This window comes from Rhodococcus sp. NPDC055112, from assembly GCF_053607505.1.
In genome coordinates, this window is the sequence record NZ_JBSGTR010000055.1 from 24,005 (window position 1) to 40,774 (window position 16,770).

Annotated in this window: 15 protein-coding genes and 1 pseudogene; 13 read left to right on the forward strand and 3 right to left on the reverse strand. The window is 68.3% G+C overall.

Annotation, left to right across the window (positions count from 1 at the left end; translation table 11 throughout):
* Window positions 1-4 precede the first annotated feature (4 nt).
* On the reverse strand, window positions 5-382 hold the full coding sequence (locus tag ACWFRB_RS20635) for a hypothetical protein (protein ID WP_452643130.1): 378 nt from the start codon (window positions 380-382) through the stop codon (window positions 5-7).
* 357 nt (window positions 383-739) lie between these two features.
* Here ACWFRB_RS20635 and dnaK point away from each other — a divergent pair, with 357 nt between their 5' ends.
* The 4 genes from dnaK to ACWFRB_RS20655 are packed head-to-tail and all read left to right on the forward strand — an operon-like array spanning window position 740 to window position 4,791.
* On the forward strand, window positions 740-2,584 hold the full coding sequence (gene dnaK, locus ACWFRB_RS20640; RefSeq protein WP_452643131.1) for a molecular chaperone DnaK: 1,845 nt from the start codon (window positions 740-742) through the stop codon (window positions 2,582-2,584).
* A complete protein-coding gene (gene grpE, locus ACWFRB_RS20645; protein WP_452643132.1) occupies window positions 2,581-3,135 on the forward strand; it encodes a nucleotide exchange factor GrpE in 555 nt (184 codons plus the stop codon). The genes dnaK and grpE overlap by 4 nt, the downstream gene beginning before the upstream one ends.
* Before the next feature lie 34 nt (window positions 3,136-3,169).
* Window positions 3,170-4,375, forward strand: a complete 1,206-nt coding sequence (gene dnaJ / locus ACWFRB_RS20650) for a molecular chaperone DnaJ (protein WP_452643133.1) — start codon at window positions 3,170-3,172, stop codon at window positions 4,373-4,375.
* On the forward strand, window positions 4,375-4,791 hold the full coding sequence (locus ACWFRB_RS20655) for a heat shock protein transcriptional repressor HspR (RefSeq protein WP_077040431.1): 417 nt from the start codon (window positions 4,375-4,377) through the stop codon (window positions 4,789-4,791). Before dnaJ ends, ACWFRB_RS20655 begins: the two co-directional genes overlap by 1 nt.
* A gap of 69 nt (window positions 4,792-4,860) precedes the next feature.
* Here ACWFRB_RS20655 and ACWFRB_RS20660 read toward each other — a convergent pair whose 3' ends face one another.
* Window positions 4,861-5,466: a GtrA family protein gene (locus tag ACWFRB_RS20660; RefSeq protein WP_452643134.1), complete on the reverse strand. Its 606-nt coding sequence runs from the start codon at window positions 5,464-5,466 to the stop codon at window positions 4,861-4,863.
* Window positions 5,467-5,635: 169 nt separating this feature from the next.
* Between ACWFRB_RS20660 and ACWFRB_RS20665 the strand changes: the two genes are divergently transcribed.
* Window positions 5,636-6,274 carry a response regulator gene (locus ACWFRB_RS20665; protein ID WP_077040433.1) on the forward strand — a complete coding sequence of 213 codons (639 nt, stop codon included), beginning with the start codon at window positions 5,636-5,638 and terminating at the stop codon, window positions 6,272-6,274.
* 1 nt (window position 6,275) lies between these two features.
* Window positions 6,276-7,460: a sensor histidine kinase gene (locus ACWFRB_RS20670; protein ID WP_452643135.1), complete on the forward strand. Its 1,185-nt coding sequence runs from the start codon at window positions 6,276-6,278 to the stop codon at window positions 7,458-7,460.
* Window positions 7,461-7,464: 4 nt separating this feature from the next.
* Here the strand turns inward: ACWFRB_RS20670 and ACWFRB_RS20675 are convergent, their stop codons facing one another.
* Complete coding sequence (locus ACWFRB_RS20675) at window positions 7,465-8,589, reverse strand: nitric oxide synthase oxygenase (RefSeq protein WP_452643143.1); 1,125 nt, start codon at window positions 8,587-8,589, stop codon at window positions 7,465-7,467.
* Between the two features lie 264 nt (window positions 8,590-8,853).
* Here ACWFRB_RS20675 and ACWFRB_RS20680 point away from each other — a divergent pair, with 264 nt between their 5' ends.
* The 7 genes and pseudogenes from ACWFRB_RS20680 to ACWFRB_RS20710 all read left to right on the forward strand — a co-directional run bounded on the left by ACWFRB_RS20680 (window position 8,854) and on the right by ACWFRB_RS20710 (window position 16,749).
* Window positions 8,854-10,017 carry a globin domain-containing protein gene (locus ACWFRB_RS20680; protein ID WP_452643136.1) on the forward strand — a complete coding sequence of 388 codons (1,164 nt, stop codon included), beginning with the start codon at window positions 8,854-8,856 and terminating at the stop codon, window positions 10,015-10,017.
* Between the two features lie 109 nt (window positions 10,018-10,126).
* Window positions 10,127-11,782, forward strand: coding sequence for a flavin-containing monooxygenase (locus ACWFRB_RS20685; RefSeq protein WP_452643137.1), 1,656 nt, complete (start codon window positions 10,127-10,129; stop codon window positions 11,780-11,782).
* Window positions 11,783-12,013: 231 nt separating this feature from the next.
* Window positions 12,014-13,231, forward strand: coding sequence for an ABC transporter substrate-binding protein (locus ACWFRB_RS20690; RefSeq protein WP_452643138.1), 1,218 nt, complete (start codon window positions 12,014-12,016; stop codon window positions 13,229-13,231).
* A 68-nt stretch (window positions 13,232-13,299) separates the two neighbouring features.
* Window positions 13,300-14,157 carry a branched-chain amino acid ABC transporter permease gene (locus ACWFRB_RS20695; RefSeq protein ID WP_452643139.1) on the forward strand — a complete coding sequence of 286 codons (858 nt, stop codon included), beginning with the start codon at window positions 13,300-13,302 and terminating at the stop codon, window positions 14,155-14,157.
* Between the two features lie 103 nt (window positions 14,158-14,260).
* A pseudogene (locus ACWFRB_RS20700) lies at window positions 14,261-15,040 on the forward strand (branched-chain amino acid ABC transporter permease); the annotation flags it as partial.
* A gap of 60 nt (window positions 15,041-15,100) precedes the next feature.
* Entirely contained in the window at window positions 15,101-16,018 is a 918-nt protein-coding gene (locus ACWFRB_RS20705) for an ABC transporter ATP-binding protein (protein ID WP_452643144.1), read from the forward strand.
* The gene (locus ACWFRB_RS20710) at window positions 16,015-16,749 is read left to right on the forward strand and encodes an ABC transporter ATP-binding protein (protein ID WP_452643140.1); all 735 of its coding nucleotides are present in this window, start codon (window positions 16,015-16,017) and stop codon (window positions 16,747-16,749) included. Before ACWFRB_RS20705 ends, ACWFRB_RS20710 begins: the two co-directional genes overlap by 4 nt.
* The last annotated feature ends 21 nt before the right edge of the window (window positions 16,750-16,770 follow it).

The window sequence follows — 16,770 nt, forward strand, 5'->3', positions numbered from 1 at the left end:
CTCGCTAGGCGCCGTACTCCCACACGTTTTCGCCCGGGGTGCACATGATCACCCTGCCGTCTCGCGTCTGTGACCTGTCCTCGACCGAGGAGTCGCAGGGCGACCCGAAGTCGTGGACGCCGTTGATGGCTCCGTTGGTTCCGGTCCAGACGCCCCCGTCGGGGCTGTGGACGCAGGCGAGCTGGTTGCCGGTGTCCCCGTCGACGCCGACCCGATTCTCCGAACACGGTCCGCCCTCGGACCCGACGATGGGATCAACGGCGGGCGGGTGCTCGCCACCGGGATGCGCGACGGCGGTGCCCGCGAACCCGAGTGCGGGCAGGCCGATCAGGGCGGTGACGGCGACGGCGCGGACGGCCGCGGTGATTCGGTTGGTGGACATGACGACAGACCATTTCGTGTGTGGTGGTGCGGCCGAGGCTCGCCGGACACTTCAACGCTATGGCGGTCGTCGGCCGCGCACCATCACCAGAAGGGGTGGAAGCCCTCGTCCCGCGTTCCTGACCGACCGTGGCGGGCGACACACCCGGGAGCCGGGAACAAAACGCGAACCGTCCCCGTTGACCACTTCGACAACCTTGAGTGAACCAGACTCAAGTTCGAGCTTGACTCCCACGCTGATGGGTTGCAAACTTGAGCGTGTAGCACTCACTTAGGGTGAGATGGCCAAGAAATGCCAGCACAACCAGCCCCGGCGCCTCATGTCGCCGGGGGTGCTGCGACAAGTAGGAGGAACACTATGGCTCGTGCGGTCGGAATCGACCTCGGGACCACCAACTCGGTCGTGTCTGTGCTCGAAGGCGGCGAGCCCGTAGTGGTCGCCAACTCCGAGGGCTCGCGCACCACCCCGTCGATCGTCGCCTTCGCCAAGAACGGTGAGGTGCTGGTCGGCCAGCCCGCAAAGAACCAGGCGGTCACGAACGTCGACCGCACCATCCGCTCGGTCAAGCGCCACGTCGGCACCGACTGGAACGTCGAGATCGACGGCAAGAAGTACACGTCGCAGGAGATCAGCGCGCGCACGCTCATGAAGCTGAAGCGCGACGCCGAGGCGTACCTCGGTGAGGAGATCACCGACGCCGTCATCACCGTGCCCGCGTACTTCGAGGACGCGCAGCGCCAGGCGACCAAGGAAGCCGGCCAGATCGCCGGCCTCAACGTGCTCCGCATCGTCAACGAGCCCACCGCGGCCGCGCTGGCGTACGGCCTGGACAAGGGCGAGAAGGAACAGACCATCCTGGTCTTCGACCTCGGCGGCGGCACCTTCGACGTGTCCCTGCTCGAGATCGGCGACGGCGTCGTCGAGGTCCGCGCGACCTCCGGCGACAACCACCTCGGTGGCGACGACTGGGACGAGCGCATCGTCGCCTGGCTCGTCGACAAGTTCAAGGCCACCTCGGGCATCGACCTGACCAAGGACAAGATGGCCCTGCAGCGTCTGCGCGAGGCCGCCGAGAAGGCGAAGATCGAGCTGTCCTCCTCGCAGAGCACCTCGATCAACCTGCCGTACATCACCGTGGATGCGGACAAGAACCCGCTGTTCCTCGATGAGCAGCTGACCCGCGCCGAGTTCCAGAAGATCACCTCCGACCTGCTCGACCGCACCCGTGCGCCGTTCCAGGCCGTGATCAAGGACAGCGGTATCTCGGTCAAGGACATCGACAACGTCGTGCTCGTCGGTGGCTCCACCCGGATGCCCGCCGTCTCGGACCTGGTCCGCGAGCTGACCGGTGGCCGTGAGCCCAACAAGGGCGTGAACCCGGACGAGGTCGTCGCCATCGGCGCCGCCCTGCAGGCCGGCGTCCTCAAGGGCGAGGTCAAGGACGTGCTGCTCCTCGACGTCACCCCGCTCTCCCTCGGCATCGAGACCAAGGGTGGCGTGATGACCAAGCTCATCGAGCGCAACACCACCATCCCGACCAAGCGCTCGGAGACCTTCACCACGGCGGACGACAACCAGCCGTCGGTGCAGATCCAGGTGTTCCAGGGCGAGCGCGAGATCGCTTCGCACAACAAGCTCCTGGGATCCTTCGAGCTCGCGGGTATCCCGCCGGCCCCGCGCGGCGTGCCGCAGATCGAGGTCACCTTCGACATCGATGCCAACGGCATCGTGCACGTGACCGCGAAGGACAAGGGCACCGGCAAGGAGAACACGATCAAGATCCAGGACGGCTCCGGCCTGTCCAAGGAGGAGATCGAGCGGATGGTCAAGGACGCCGAGGCGCACGCCGAGGAGGACAAGGCCCGTCGCGAGGAGGCCGAGGTCCGCAACCAGGCCGAGTCGCTGGTGCACCAGACCGAGAAGTTCATCAAGGACAACGAGGACAAGGTGCCCGCGGACGTCAAGGAGAAGGTCGAGGCCGCCATCGCGGAGGCCAACACCGCCCTTGCCGGCAGCGACATCTCCGCGGTGAAGTCCGCGGTGGAGAAGCTCGCCACCGAGTCCCAGGCCCTTGGCGAGGCGATCTACAAGGCGCAGGCCGACGAGTCCGCGGCAGGCACCGACGGTGCAGGCCCGAGCCAGGGTGACGACGTCGTCGACGCCGAGGTCGTGGACGAGCCTTCCGATCAGGACAAGAAGTGACCGAACAGGACGCCGACCGCGAACCAGTAGTCGACATCGAGACCCCGGCCGCCGCTGATGCGGCGGTCGGGGCCGCGGCCGACACCGAGGAAACCGTGGACGAGCTGCTCACGCTGACCTCGGAGCTCGAGAAGGCCAGCACCGAGCTGGGCTACGCGAAGGCGGAGATCGCGAACATCCGCCGCAACTCGCTCGTCCGTATCGACCAGGCGGTCGCGGCCGAGCGGGCCTCGGTGGTCGGCAAGTTCCTCGATGTCGTGGACGACCTCGACCGGGCTCGCGCGCACGGTGACCTGGAGTCGGGCCCGCTGAAGGCGCTGTCCGACAAGCTCGCCGGGGTGCTCGAGGGTCTCGGTCTGGCGGCGTTCGGTGACCAGGGTGACGCCTTCTCCCCGGAGCTGCACGAGGCCGTGCAGGTCGAGGGCGACGGCGACCATCCGGTGCTCGGGACGGTCCTGCGCAAGGGCTACCGCCTCGGCGACCGGATCCTGCGGACGGCGATGGTGACGGTCACGGACGGCGCGCCTGCGCCGGACGGGGCCTCGGAGTAGTTACACAGGAAGCAACGAGAGGAGGAGACGCCCGGTGAGTGAGCGGGAGTGGATCGAGAAGGACTTCTACAAGGAGCTGGGCGTCTCCTCTGATGCTTCGGCAGACGAGATCAAGAAGGCCTACCGGAAGCTGGCACGGGATCTGCATCCCGATGCCAACCCCGGTGACACGGCGGCCGAGGAGCGGTTCAAGGCCGTGAGCGAGGCGAACGCCGTGCTCTCGGATGCGGCCAAGCGCAAGGAGTACGACGAGGCCCGCCGGCTGTTCGCCAGCGGCGGCTTCGGTCGCGGCGGCTTCCGCCCCGGCGCCGAGTACAGCACGGCGGGCGGCGGTTTCGGCGGCGGCGAGTTCAACATCGGCGACCTGTTCGGCGGCGGCACCAGCTACACCTCCGGCGGTGACGGCGGTATCGGCGACATCTTCGGCGGCCTGTTCGGCGGCGGACGTGGCGGCGCGGGCACGCGGACCGGCGCGAGCACCCGCCCGCAGCGGGGCAGCGACGTCGAGGCCGAGACCACCCTGCCGTTCCGCGAGGCCGCCACGGGCGTGACGGTCCCGCTGCGGCTGACCAGCCCGGCCTCCTGCATCACCTGTCACGGCAGCGGTGCGAAGCCGGGCACCAGCCCGCGGGTGTGCCCGCGTTGCAACGGAAGCGGAATCGTCAGTCGGAACCAGGGCGCGTTCGGGTTCAGTGAGCCGTGCGACGACTGCCGCGGCACCGGCTCGATCATCGACGACCCGTGCACCGACTGCCACGGCACCGGTGTGCAGAACCGCACCCGCAACCTCACCGTCCGGATCCCGAAGGGCGTGAGCGACGGGCAGCGGATCAGGCTGGCAGGGCAGGGCGAGGCGGGCCTGCGCGGCGCGCCCTCGGGCGACCTGTACGTCACCGTGCACGTCAAGCCGGACAAGGTGTTCGGCCGCAACGGCGACGACCTGACGGTCACCGTGCCGGTCAGCTACGGCGAACTGGTGCTCGGCACGACCGTCTCCGTCCCCACCCTCGAGGGCCGGGTCGGTGTCAAGATCCCGGCGGGCACCGTGGACGGTCGGATCCTTCGGGTGCGCGGTCGTGGGGTGCCCAAGCGCAGCGGAGGTGCAGGCGATCTGCTCGTGACCGTCAAGGTCGCGGTGCCGCAGGATCTGGACGAGACCGCCACCGAGGCACTGCAGACCTATCTGTCGGCCGAGAAGGCCAGCGGATTCGATCCGCGTGCGGGCTGGGCGGGTGCGTGATGACCGCGCCCCGGGGGCCAGGGCACAGTCGGTCTGACGTGCCCGCGGACCCGGACGCCCAGGTCTTCGTGATCTCGGTGGCTGCGGAACTGGCGGGCATGCACGCCCAGACGCTGCGGACCTACGACCGGCTCGGCCTGGTGACCCCGCACCGCACCACCGGTGGGGGCCGTCGTTACTCGCCGAGGGACGTGGCACTGCTGCGCGAGGTGCAGCGGTTGTCCCAGGACGAGGGCGTCAACCTGGCGGGCATCAAGCGGATCATCGAGCTGACCAACCAGGTGGAGGCGCTGCAACGGCGGGTTACCGAGATGGCGGCCGAGATCGCCCAGGTGCACGCCAGCTATCGGCGGGACCTGGTGCCGATCCCGCGCAACAACGCGCTGGTCGTCTGGAAGCCCCGGCACGAGCGCTGAACAGCGGGTCTACGAGAGTCGTTACGTATCTTCGGAGTGCCTCGGTTTGACGGAGATTCACGTGCAGAATCAGCGATTCTCCCATTCTCGCGAATCCAGCGGGGAATCCGATTGGACATCGGATGTGACGAACACGAAACGCCTCATGGCCCACCAGCGGAATGCTGTGGCAATCAATGTCCCCAGGATTGCGCCGCTGATGAAATCGGCGACGTTCTCCGCGAGGAAGGAGACATCTGGGGTTCTGTAATCGAGTACGTAGCGTGAAAACCACAGTGGTACCTGATTGAGGACGAGCCCCACTCCCGCGACTCCGAAGAATAGGGCCGCTTCGTGATGCTTGGGCCGGCCGCCTCGTTCGGCAAAAGACCATTCGCTGTTCAGAATGTACGACAGGATCGTCGACATCAGGACTGCGATGATATTTGCCGTGACTGGATTGGACGGCAGGACCGTCCATTTGAGTCCGAAGAAGATGGCTACCGTGGTGACAAAGGTGATCGCGCCTACGATCAGGAATTTCAGTAGCTCTGAGTGCTTGAGAAGGTGTCCAAGCCATCGATCCGGTACGCAACGCACGACATGTTCGTTGATTCTCAATTCGATGCCCCCTGGTTGTGGCCGGAACGCCCAGTCGCTCCCGTATGCCGTGTGAGCAGGCTCCGATCTGCGCACCTCTGCACAGTAGGTCGGCCACCCGACGTCCAGGTTCTCGTTCGCCCGACTAATTAGCAGTGGCTTGCAGTCAATCCGTCTCCAGATCCGGTGAATGCTCAAATCGCCCGATAGTGGTGGGAGCACCGTGAGACAGTGAGCCATGACCGGTCTCGGGTCGTGGTGACCGATGGTCGAGAAGGTGCGTGTCGTGGTCGCCGACGATCATCCGCTCTTTCGTGACGGCGTCGTCCGGGCGCTCGTCGGGAGCGGCGCCGTCGAGGTGGTGGGGGAGGCCGACGACGGGGCCGCCGCGCTGGCGTTGATCAGGGAGCACCGACCGCAGGTCGCGCTGGTCGACTACCGGATGCCGCAGCTCGACGGGAGTCAGGTCGCGGCCGCCGTGCGCCGTGACGAACTGGGTACCCGGGTGTTGCTGCTCTCCGCGCACGACGAGTCCGCGATCGTCTACCACGCGGTGCAGGAGGGTGCGGCCGGGTTCCTGCCCAAGGAGTCGACGCGGGCCGAGATCGTGGCCGCGGTCCTCGACTGCGCGAAGGGCCGCGACGTGCTCCCCGCAGGCCTGGCCGCGGGCCTGCTCGGCGAGGTCCGGCGGCACGCGGAGCCCACAGGCCCGGCGCTGAGCGCCCGCGAGCGCGAGGTACTGGCGGCCATCGCCCGCGGGTTGACGATCCCGGCCATCGCGGGCGAGCTGTTCCTGGCGCCGTCCACGGTGAAGACCCACGTGCAGCGGCTGTACGAGAAGCTGGGGGTGAGCGACCGCGCGGCGGCGGTGGCCGAGGCCATGCGCCGGGGATTGCTGGAGTGACGTGGCGGGCCGCGATCGGGACCGCGTCGTCGAGCGGTACGCGACGGAGGCCGTGCGGGTCACCGCCTTCCTGCGGCTCCCGCTGATCGCGCTGATCGCGCTGCTGGGGCCGGTCGTCCGCATCGAGCACTGGATGCCGACGCTGTTTCGGCTGATCCTGCTCGGGTACGCCGTCGCGGCCGCGGTGTGGCTCGCGGTGGTGCTGCGCAGGCAGGTGCGGCCGTGGGCGGGCTGGGCATCCACCGGCGTCGACATCGCGGCGCTGCTCGCCCTCTGCCTGGCGTCCGGCGGCGCGACCTCCTCGCTGTTGCCGGTGTTCTTCCTGCTGCCGGTGGCGGTGGCGTTCCAGTACCGGCCCGCGCTGACCGCGTCCCTCGGCACCTGCACGGCCGTCGGCTACCTGCTGGTGTGGATCTTCTACGCGGTCCGAGACGACCTCGTCGACCTGCCGGGAGTGGTGTTCCTGTACTTCGGTTTCCTGTTGTGGCTCACCGCCGCGACCACCGCGCTGTCCTTCGTCCTGGTGCGCCGCTCGGGGACGGTGATCTCGCTGCTGGACGTGCGCCGCCGTCTGGTCGCCGAGTCGATGGGGGCGGAGGAGCGCGAGCGCAGGCGACTGGCCGAGCACCTGCACGACGGCCCGCTGCAGAACGTCCTCGCCGCCCGGATGGACCTCGAGGAGGCGATCGAGCGCGACGGGGACCCCGCGCTGGTGGCCGCGGAGGCCGCGCTGCGTGAGACCGCCACTCAGCTCCGTTCGACGGTCACCACGCTGCACCCACAGGTGCTCGAGCAGCTGGGCCTGACGGCGGCGCTGCGTGAGCTGGCCGACGGGCACGGCCGCCGCGGCGGCTACGAGATGCGGGTGCGGCTGGCGGAGGTGGGTAGGCCCGAATGCCAGTCGCTGCTCTACCGGGTGGCCAGGGAGGCGCTCGGCAACATCGACAAGCATGCGGACGCGCACAGGGTCGACGTGCTGCTGACCCGCACCGCCACGGCCATCACGCTCGAGGTGGCCGACGACGGTGTCGGGTTCGACCCGGACGACCTGCCCGCGCGCGTCGCCGAGGGGCACATCGGGCTGGCCTCGCAGTTCCTCCGGATCGAGAACCTGGGCGGGACCCTGGAGCTGACGTCGGCGCCGGGGGAGGGCACCCGCGTGCTGGCGACGATCCCGTCGCCCTGACGGATCAGATCGGGCAGCCGGAAGCCTGTGTCCGGGTGACGAAGTTCGGCCGGACGTCGAGATCGGGCTCGTCGTAGAGTCGGTGGAAGGTCGGTGTCAACGCCGCGGACATCGGCGGGTTGATCCATGACCAGTCGGTCGGGCAGGTGCGTCCGGCCTTCTCCTCGCGGCCGACGAAGTCGAAGAACTGCTTGGCCACCGTGTGGTGGTCGACCATGATCACCCCCGCCTCCCGGTAGCTGTGGATGACGGCCCGGTTCAGCTCGACCAGCGCCCGGTCCTTCCAGAGCGTGCGGTCCGAGCTCATGTCGAGGCGCAGCTTCTTGGCGATGGTCGGCAGCATGTCGTACCGGTTCTCGTCGCTGAAGTTGCGGGCACCGACCTCGGTGCTCACGTACCAGCCGTTGAACGGCGCGCAGGGGTAGGTGAGCCCGCCGATCTCCAGGTCCATGTTCGACACCGCGGGCACCGCATGCCACTTGAGGCCGAGCTTGGCGAACCACTTGTAGTTCGGGTGTACGAGCGGGACCTCGAGGACCAGGTCCTCGGGCACCTCGAACCACTGCAGCGGCTCGTCGGGGACCGAGATCAGCAGCGGCAGGACGTCGAACCGGGTGCCCTCGCCCCGCCAGCCCATCTTCGTCACCTGTTCGGTGAGGGCGACGTGCCACGGGTCGCCGGTGATGCTGCCGTCTGCGTTGCGGTACCCCGCGTAGCGGATGAGCTGGGGGCTCAGGATGCGGAACTCCCTGCCGTCCGGGAGCGGCCGCGGGCCGATGGTGATCACCGACTGCAGCGCGCCGCCGTTGGTGGCGACCCGCAGGTGTTCCCAGCACGCCTCGGCCAGCGCCGCCGCGGTCACCGCGTGGCGGGCGTCGATCAGCTTGAGGGTGCGCCAGTGATTGCGTCCGACGCAGCGCGCGTGGTTCCGCCAGGCGAGCTTCGCCCCGATCAGGAGTTCCTCGGTGGTGTGCTCGTAGCGCCCGGTGAGCGCGAACTCGTCCAGCGCCGCCGTGTGCCGTTCCGCGGGCAGGTGCGCCAGCTCGGGTTGCGCGAAGAATTCGGTGCATTCGCGCAGTCGCCGATCCAGGTCCTCGGTTGTCGACGTCCTGGCGCTCGCGGCCGAGATGTCGCGGAGCCCTTCCTCTCCGGAGGCGATGACCACGATGACGGAACTCCATTCTGTCGCCCCCGCGGCGACCTCACAGCGATCAAGATCGTAGTGTGAGATGTCGCCGCGGTCGACTTGAACGGTCGTTCTACTGGTACGTGTTTCGGTCGCGACGATTCCTCGCTAGACTCGCCCAAACCCAACGGCAACCCGCCGAGTGGGGCCACGCGACCTGCAGAGGACACCGCAGGCCGCGTTTGTATGCGGAACGGGGACTCTGCAGTGGATTCAACGGCTATTTCGCTTGTCCGGTCGACCTTCAAGGCCGTGGCGGCGAGCGACGACGGACCAGCTCGTCTGACCCAGTCGTTCTACTCGGTGTTGTTCGCGAACAACCCGGAGGTCCGCGAGTTCTTCCCCGCCGCCATGGAGGCCCAGCGAGAGCGACTGGTCCACGCCATCGCCTACGTCATCGACCAGCTCGACGATCCGGAACCGGTTCTCCTGTTCCTCGCCCAGCTCGGCCGCGATCACCGCAAGTACGGCGTGGTCGACGCGCACTACACCGCGGTCGGCAACTCGCTGATCTTCGCGCTCAAGAACTTCGCGGGCAACGAGATGTGGACCGACGAGGTCGACAACGCCTGGCGCGAGGCCATCGCCCTGATCGCCTCGGTGATGATGGAGGCCGCGAACAACGAGACCGGCCCGGCGACCTGGACCGGCACCGTCGTCGAGCACAAGCAGGTGCTCCAGGATGTCGCGGTGATCCGGCTGCAGCTGGACCGGCCGATGGACTACGGCGCCGGCCAGTACGTGAGCGTGACCGTTCCCGGGCGCCCGCGCATGTGGCGCTACCTCTCGCCCGCCATCCCGGCGAACCCCGAGGGGCAGATCGAGTTCCATGTCCGGCGCGTCTCGAGCGGCTGGGTGAGCCCGGCGATGGTCGGCCAGACCAACCTCGGCGACACCTGGGTGATGGGTTCCCCGCTCGGCGCGCTCGGCGTGGACCGCACCCAGAACCGGGACATGCTGATGATCGGGTCGGGAACGGGCATCGCACCGCTGCGCGCGCAGTTGATGGAGATGGCGATGCGCGCGAACAACCCGAACGTGCACGTGTTCGTGGGCGGCAACTACCCGTGCGACCTGTACGACATCGAGACCCTGTGGCAGCTGTCGCTGACCAACCCGTGGCTGACCGTCGTCCCGGTCTCCGAGGAGGACACCAACCCCTGGTGGCACCTCGACCCGATCCCGACGCCGCCCGCCGGGATGTACAAGCGGATCACCGGCAAGGTCAGCGCCGTCGCCGCCGATTTCGGCGACTGGTCGAACCACGACATCCAGATCGTCGGGTCCGCCTCGACGATCCAGACCGCGAAGTTCCGGCTGCAGGCCAAGGGCGTCCCGGTCGAGCACATGCGGCACGACCCGCTGTACTGATCCGCATCCTGGCATCGCACCGCCCGGTCAGCGGGAGGGGCGGTAGGCCACGGTGACGCCGCCGCAATAGCGTCGCTGGAGAGAGAGTCTCCAGCGAAAGGCAGTCACCGTGAGCGCCCAGTCAGCTTCGTCCGCAGGGACCCCTTCCCCTCAGGCCGACACAGGAGCCGATGTCGACGTGGTCGTCGTCGGCGCCGGCTTCGCGGGTCTCTACGCGCTCCACAAGCTCCGCGGCGACGGGCTGTCGGTGCGGGTGTTCGAGGCGGGCGACGGGGTCGGCGGCGTCTGGTACTGGAACCGCTACCCGGGCGCGCGCTGCGACGTCGAGAGCGTCGACTACTCCTTCTCCTTCGACCCCGAGCTCGAGCAGGAGTGGAACTGGAGCGAGAAGTACGCCACCCAGCCGGAGATCCTGCGCTACGTCAACCACGTCGCGGACCGGTACGACCTCCGTCGCGACATCACGTTCGGCACCCGGGTGACCGACATCGCGCTCGACGAGCAGACGCTGCGGTGGGAGATCCGCACCGACGCAGGCGACGCTGTCTCCGCGCGCTTCGTCATCCTCGCGGTCGGTCCGCTGTCGAACGCGAACATCCCCGCGATCGACGGCCTCGATTCCTTCGACGGCGGCGTCTACCACACCGCGCACTGGCCGCACGAGGGCGTCGACTTCACCGGCAAGCGGGTCGGCGTGATCGGCACCGGCTCCTCCGGCATCCAGACCATCCCCGAGGTCGCCAAGCAGGCCGAGCAGCTCTACGTGTTCCAGCGCAGCGCCAACTACAGCGTGCCGGCAGGAAACGTGCCGCTCAGCGACGAGGACCGCGCCGCGCAGAAGGCGAACTATCGCGAGCGTCGCCGGCTCTCGTTCCTCAGCGGCGGCGGCTCGCCGCACCAGGCGCATCCGAAGTCGGCGCTGGAGGCGTCGGAGGAGGAGCGGCGCGAGGCCTACGAGAAGCGCTGGCAGCTCGGCGGCGTGCTGTACAGCAAGACCTTCCCGGACCAGGTGACCAACGCCGGGTCCAACGAGACCGCCCGCGACTTCTGGGAGGAGAAGGTCCGCGCGGTGATCGACGATCCGGAGATCGCGGAGCTGCTCATCCCGAAGGACCACGCGATCGGCACCAAGCGGATCTGCACGGACGCCAACTACTACCAGACCTACAACCGCGACAACGTCACGCTGGTGAACCTCAAGGCGACGCCGATCGAGAGCATCGACGCGGCGGGCGTGCGCACCGCCGACGAGCACTACGAGATCGATGCGCTGATCCTCGCGACCGGGTTCGACGCGATGACCGGGTCGATGGAGAAGCTGAACATCGTCGGACGCGACGGCCAGACCCTCAAGCAGGCGTGGGCCGAGGGCCCGAAGACCTACCTCGGCCTCGGTGTGGCCGGCTTCCCGAACCTGTTCAACATGACCGGACCGGGCAGCGTGTCCGTGCTGGCGAACATGGTGCTGCACTCCGAGCTGCACGTGAACTGGGTGGCGGATGCCATCGCCCACCTCGATGACCGGGGTGCGGTGGCGATCGAGGCCACCGCCGAGGCGGCCGCCGCCTGGGTGCAGGAGTGCTCCGACCGGGCCGCGCAGACGCTGCTGCCGACCGCGAACTCGTGGTACATGGGCGCGAACATCCCAGGGAAGCCGCGCGTGTTCATGCCGTTCATCGGCGGATTCGGCGCCTATGGCGAGATCATTGCCGAGGTCGCGGCCGCCGGTTACAAGGGGTTCGAGATCATCGAGGCGAGCGCCTGACGGCCGGATCGCGAGGGGCGGCCTGACCGGCCGTTCGACCGACGGAATGCGCTGGGTGTCGTGGGGATGACATCCAGCGCTTCGTCGTGTCCGCAGCCTGACATATCAAAACCGTTGCATATCAATATCTTTCAGGTCCCGGCTAGCGGGAAGGTGATTGACGTCACCCGGTTGGATCCATAGCGTTGCTTGCCAAGCAAATGCTTGCTTATTCAACTTGAGGAGATCTGCATGAAGAATCGGCACTCCGCTCTCGTGGCGGCGCTCGCCGTGTCCGCGGTCGCGCTCGCGGGTTGTTCCGGATCGAGCTCCGGCTCCGAGAGCGGATCGGACGGCCCGTACCGGGTGCTCGTCACCGGCGCGATCAGCGGCCAGGGTGCCCTCGCGGCGAACTCTCAGACCTCGATTCTCGCGGCGAAGGCCGGGGTAGAGGCCGTGAACGCCAACGGCGGAATCGGTGGTCGGCAGGTCGAACTCACGGTCGTCGACGACGGCGGCGACGCCACCAAGGCCGTCTCGAACCTGCGTGAGGCCATCGCCTCCGGCGACAAGCCGGACCTCTACCTCAACTCCGGCCCGTCCACGCTGTCGGCCGCCACCCTGCCGATCCTCAAGCAGAACAAGATCCTCTCGTTCAACGTCGGGCCGACCGAGAACTCCTCCGACCCAGAAGAATTCCCGCTCAACTTCGACCTGTCGCCGTCGCCGGCCGACTACGCGGCCTCGATCGCGCGGCACGCGAAGAGTAAGGGCTACCAGCAGGTCGGAGTCATCCACGGCAGCAGCGCCTACGGCGAGGCCTTCGGTAAGGCGATGGAGTCCTCCCTCGCCGCGGAGGGCGTGAGCGCGGCAGGCTCCGAGGAGTACGACATCGCGGCGCTCGACATGACTGCGCAGCTCCAGTCGCTCAAGAACAAGGGCGCGCAGGCGCTGGTCGTCGACGCCTACGGGGCGCCGCTGGGTTACCTGCTGACCAGCCTGCAGCGCCTGGACTGGAACATCCCGCTGATCGGCAACACCTCGGTCTCGGGCACCGCGCTGGTCGCGAAGCCCGCGCCGGAGGGGGTCCTCGGCACCCCCGCCACCGCGAACCTCGTCATGCAGGTGTTCCCCAGCACCGTCTTCGACGCGAACGACGCGGCGGTCAACGCCATGGTGAACACCATGGCCGGGATGGGGCAGATCCCGTCGACGCTGATCCTCGCCGACAACTACGACCCCTTCGGTCTGGTCGCGGCGGCCGCGGACAAGGTCGGATCGACCGATGACGCGACGGCGCTCGCCGAGGCGCTGGAGAACCAGGAGGTCCTGGACAACGCCAAGACCGCCTTCCTGCCGCGGTACCACTACTCGGCGGAGTCGCACGCGCCGAACCTGGAGGACGACGGCTACCGGTTCGTGCCGCCGAGCAAGCTGCTCAACGGCCAGTACGGCAACCCCGCTGCCTGAGACCGTCCATCCCTGAATGACGACGGTGGTGTGGCCGCCCGCGGCCGCACCACCGAGAGGAGCTCGCGGTGACCATTGTCTGGTCGGGTCTCGCACTCGGCGCTGTCTACACGCTCGTGGCGATCGGCTACAACATCGTCTTCATCTCGTCCAACACCTTCAACTTCGCGCAGGCGCAGCTGATGATGGTCGGCACCTTCGTCGCGTACACCGGCCTGGTGACGCTGAAGCTGCCCGTCCTCGTCGTCGCCGTGATGGCGACCGTGACGGTGATGATCCTCGCCGGACTCGAAGAGATCATCGCCGTCCGGCCGGTGCACGACCACCAGAATCAACTGGTCACCACGCTGGGAGCGGCGACCCTCATCAACGGTGCGACACAGCTGATCTGGGGCAGCGAACCGCTGACCGTGCCGTTCTTCGGCTCCAATGACGCGATCACCCTGCTCGGCGGGCGCACCTACCCGGTGGAGATCGCGCTGCTGGTCCTCGCGATCGTGCTGGTGGTGCTGCTCAGCCAGGTCAGCAAGAAGACCGTGACCGGTCTCGCGCTGCTCGGCATCTCCGAGGACCGAGAGGCCGCCATGCTGCGCGGCGTGAACGTCCGCGCGCTCGCCCTCGGCGCCTTCGCGGCATCGGGTGCGCTCGCAGGCTTCCTCGGACTCTTCGTGGGGCCCAAGACGTTCGCGGTGGCCACGCTCGGCTCCGCGTTGGCGATCAAGGGCTTCGTGGCGCTGGCCATCGGTGGGTTCGGCTCCCTGCCCGGTGCGCTGGTCGGCGGTCTCACTGTCGGTCTGGTCGAGTCCTTCGCGGCGCTCGAACTGGGCAGCCAGTACAGCAACATCGCGGTGTTCGTGGTGCTGATCGCGATCCTCATGGTTCGGCCGGCCGGGCTGTTCGGCCGGGTACGGGAACGGGTGGTGTGACATGCAGATCTGGCGTTCCCTTCGGGCGGTACCGAGTTGGGCCTTTCCGCTCGCCCTCGCCGTCCTCGTGTTGTTCCTGCCTGCGCTCGGGCTCGACTTCGCGATGACCAGGCAGGTGCAGCTCGCCTGCATCCTCGCCCTGGTGGTCAGCGGCCTGAGCCTGAGCCTCGGCTACGCCGGTGAACTGGCGCTCGGCCAGGCCGCGATGTATGCGGCCGGTGCCTACACGGCGGGCCTGATGTCCATCGCGGGTTACACCGACATCGTGTTGCAGCTCGCCGCGGCGGGCCTGGTCGCGCTGGCGGTCGGCATCGTGACGGGCATCCCCGGTCTGCGACTGGGCAGTTGGTCGCTGGCGATGACCTCGTTCTTCCTCGTGTTGCTCGTGCCCGACATCATCGCCGTGTTCGGCGAGACAACCGGGGGACGGGGCGGGCTCACCGGTATCGAGCCGGCCACCCTGTTCGGCCACGTGCTCGACCCGGAGAACAACGAGTTCTACCTGGTGGTCGTCGTGGTGACGATCGCGTGGTTCGCGGTGATGCGCAACCTCGTGGTGTCCCGCCACGGCATCGCGTTCCGCACCCTCAAGCAGAGCCCGGTGCTGGCCTCGTCGGTCGGCGTCTCGGTGTTCAGGATGAAGCTGCTCGGCTATGCGATCGGCGCTCTCCCCGCCGGGCTCGCGGGCGCGCTGTTCGCGAACATCGACATGTTCGTCTCGCCGGAGGCGTTCGGGTTCGCCTTCGCCACATCGGTTCTCGCGGCCTGCATCCTCGGTGGTGCGGCGAGCGTCTACGGCGCGGTGATCGGCGCGGCGATCATCCAGTTCGGCCCCAACCAGGCCGCGGACTTCCAGGAATACGCCCTGGTCTTCTACGGCGGGTTCCTCATCGTCGGCGGCGTGCTGCTCAGCGGTGGTCTCGCGAAACTCGGGAAAGCAGCGATGGCGCGGCTGGACCGGGCGGCGGGACTGACCGGTGAACATGCGGCCGACCCCGCGACCGACGGGGCGAGACCGGCCGTGGACCCGATCGTGGGTGAGCGGCTGGTCGTGGACGGCATCGCCAAGGCTTTCGGTGGCAACCAGGCCCTCGACGGGGCCTCGCTGAGTGCCGAGCCGGGTGAGGTGACCGCGCTGATCGGGCCGAACGGGTCGGGCAAGACCACCATGCTGAACATGATCTGCGGGTTCTACAAGCCGGACAGCGGCCGGATCCTGGTCGGCGACAACGAGGTCCAGGGGCAGGCCCCCGACCGGGTGGCCCGAGTCGGGGTCGCCAGGACCTTCCAGACCCCGAACATCCCGGAGCACATCACCGTGCTGGAGGCGGTGGCCTCGGGCCGGTACAGCACCGATCGGGTGTCGATGGTCGCCACCGTGCTCCGGTTGCCGCGGTACCGCAGGGTGCGCGCCGCCGACCTCGCCGAGGCCGAGCGCGCGCTCGAGATGGTCGGGATGTCACACCTGCGCGACGAGACGGCCACCGCGCTGCCCCTCGGCATGCGCAGGTTGCTCGAGGTCGCGCGCTGCGTGGTCGCCGAGCCCCGGGTGTTGTTGCTCGACGAGGTGGCCTCCGGCCTGGACGAGAACGAGGTCGAGAGGCTCGCGGACCTGATCCGCGACCTGCGCGGCGCCGGCGCCACGGTGGTGTTGGTGGAGCACAACTTCCGGCTCGTCCTCGAGCTCGCCAACCGCATCGTGGTGCTCGCCCAGGGCGCCGTCATCGCGGACGGCGGCCCGGCCGAGATCGAACAGAACCCGCGGGTGCTCAGCGAGTACCTCGGCGTCAGCGTCGAGGAGTCCGGTGCCCGCACCATCGCCGACGAAGAGGCCGCACTGTCAACGAAGGTGACGTCATGACCGCCACGAAACCGCTACTGAGCGTGCGGAACCTGGAGTCCGGGTACGGCGACCTGCGGGTGGTCTGGGACGTCTCGCTCGACGTGTGGCCCGGCAAGGTGACGGCCCTGCTCGGCCGCAACGGGGCGGGCAAGACCAGCACCCTGCGCGCCATCTCCGGGCTGAACAAGGTCTCGGCGGGCTCCGTCGAGTTCGATGGGCAGGACATCTCAAAGGTGCCCGCACACCAGCGGGTGCGACGGGGGATCGCGTACGTCCAGGAGGGCAAGCGGGTCTTCCACCGCCAGACCGTCGAGCAGAACCTGATTCTCGGCGGCTACGTCCGCAAGATGCGGCGGTCCGCGCTCAAGCAGGAGGTCGCGCGGATCTACGACCTGTTCCCGATCCTCGGCGAGAAGCGCGGCCTGCTCGCGGGCTCGATGTCCGGTGGCCAGCAACAGATGCTGGCCATCGGGCAGGCGCTGATGGCCGAGCCGACGCTGCTGCTCCTCGACGAGCCGTCCGGCGGTCTGGCGCCGGTGATCGTCAACGAGGTGATGGAGCGGGTCCAGCTGCTCAAGGAGGCCGGGCTGGCGGTGCTGCTGGTCGAGCAGGCGGTCGAGGCGGCGATGAGCGTGGCCGACCACGTCACCGTGCTCGACATCGGGCGGGTGGTGATGGACGCCGATGCCGGTGACATCGACGACCTCGCGGTCCTGCGGGACGCGTACTTCGGGCGGGTCGGCGGCTAGCACTCGCGCCGACCGCGCCCC

What these genes read in the sequence shown, in the direction of transcription:
- ACWFRB_RS20635 (WP_452643130.1), bottom strand. Translation starts at nt 382, where the DNA reads ATGTCCACCAACCGAATCACCGCGGCCGTCCGCGCCGTCGCCGTCACC.
- dnaK (WP_452643131.1), top strand. Translation starts at nt 740, where the DNA reads ATGGCTCGTGCGGTCGGAATCGACCTCGGGACCACCAACTCGGTCGTG.
- ACWFRB_RS20655 (WP_077040431.1), top strand. Translation starts at nt 4,375, where the DNA reads ATGACCGCGCCCCGGGGGCCAGGGCACAGTCGGTCTGACGTGCCCGCG.
- ACWFRB_RS20665 (WP_077040433.1), top strand. Translation starts at nt 5,636, where the DNA reads ATGGTCGAGAAGGTGCGTGTCGTGGTCGCCGACGATCATCCGCTCTTT.
- ACWFRB_RS20690 (WP_452643138.1), top strand. Translation starts at nt 12,014, where the DNA reads ATGAAGAATCGGCACTCCGCTCTCGTGGCGGCGCTCGCCGTGTCCGCG.
- ACWFRB_RS20705 (WP_452643144.1), top strand. Translation starts at nt 15,101, where the DNA reads ATGGCGCGGCTGGACCGGGCGGCGGGACTGACCGGTGAACATGCGGCC.
- ACWFRB_RS20710 (WP_452643140.1), top strand. Translation starts at nt 16,015, where the DNA reads ATGACCGCCACGAAACCGCTACTGAGCGTGCGGAACCTGGAGTCCGGG.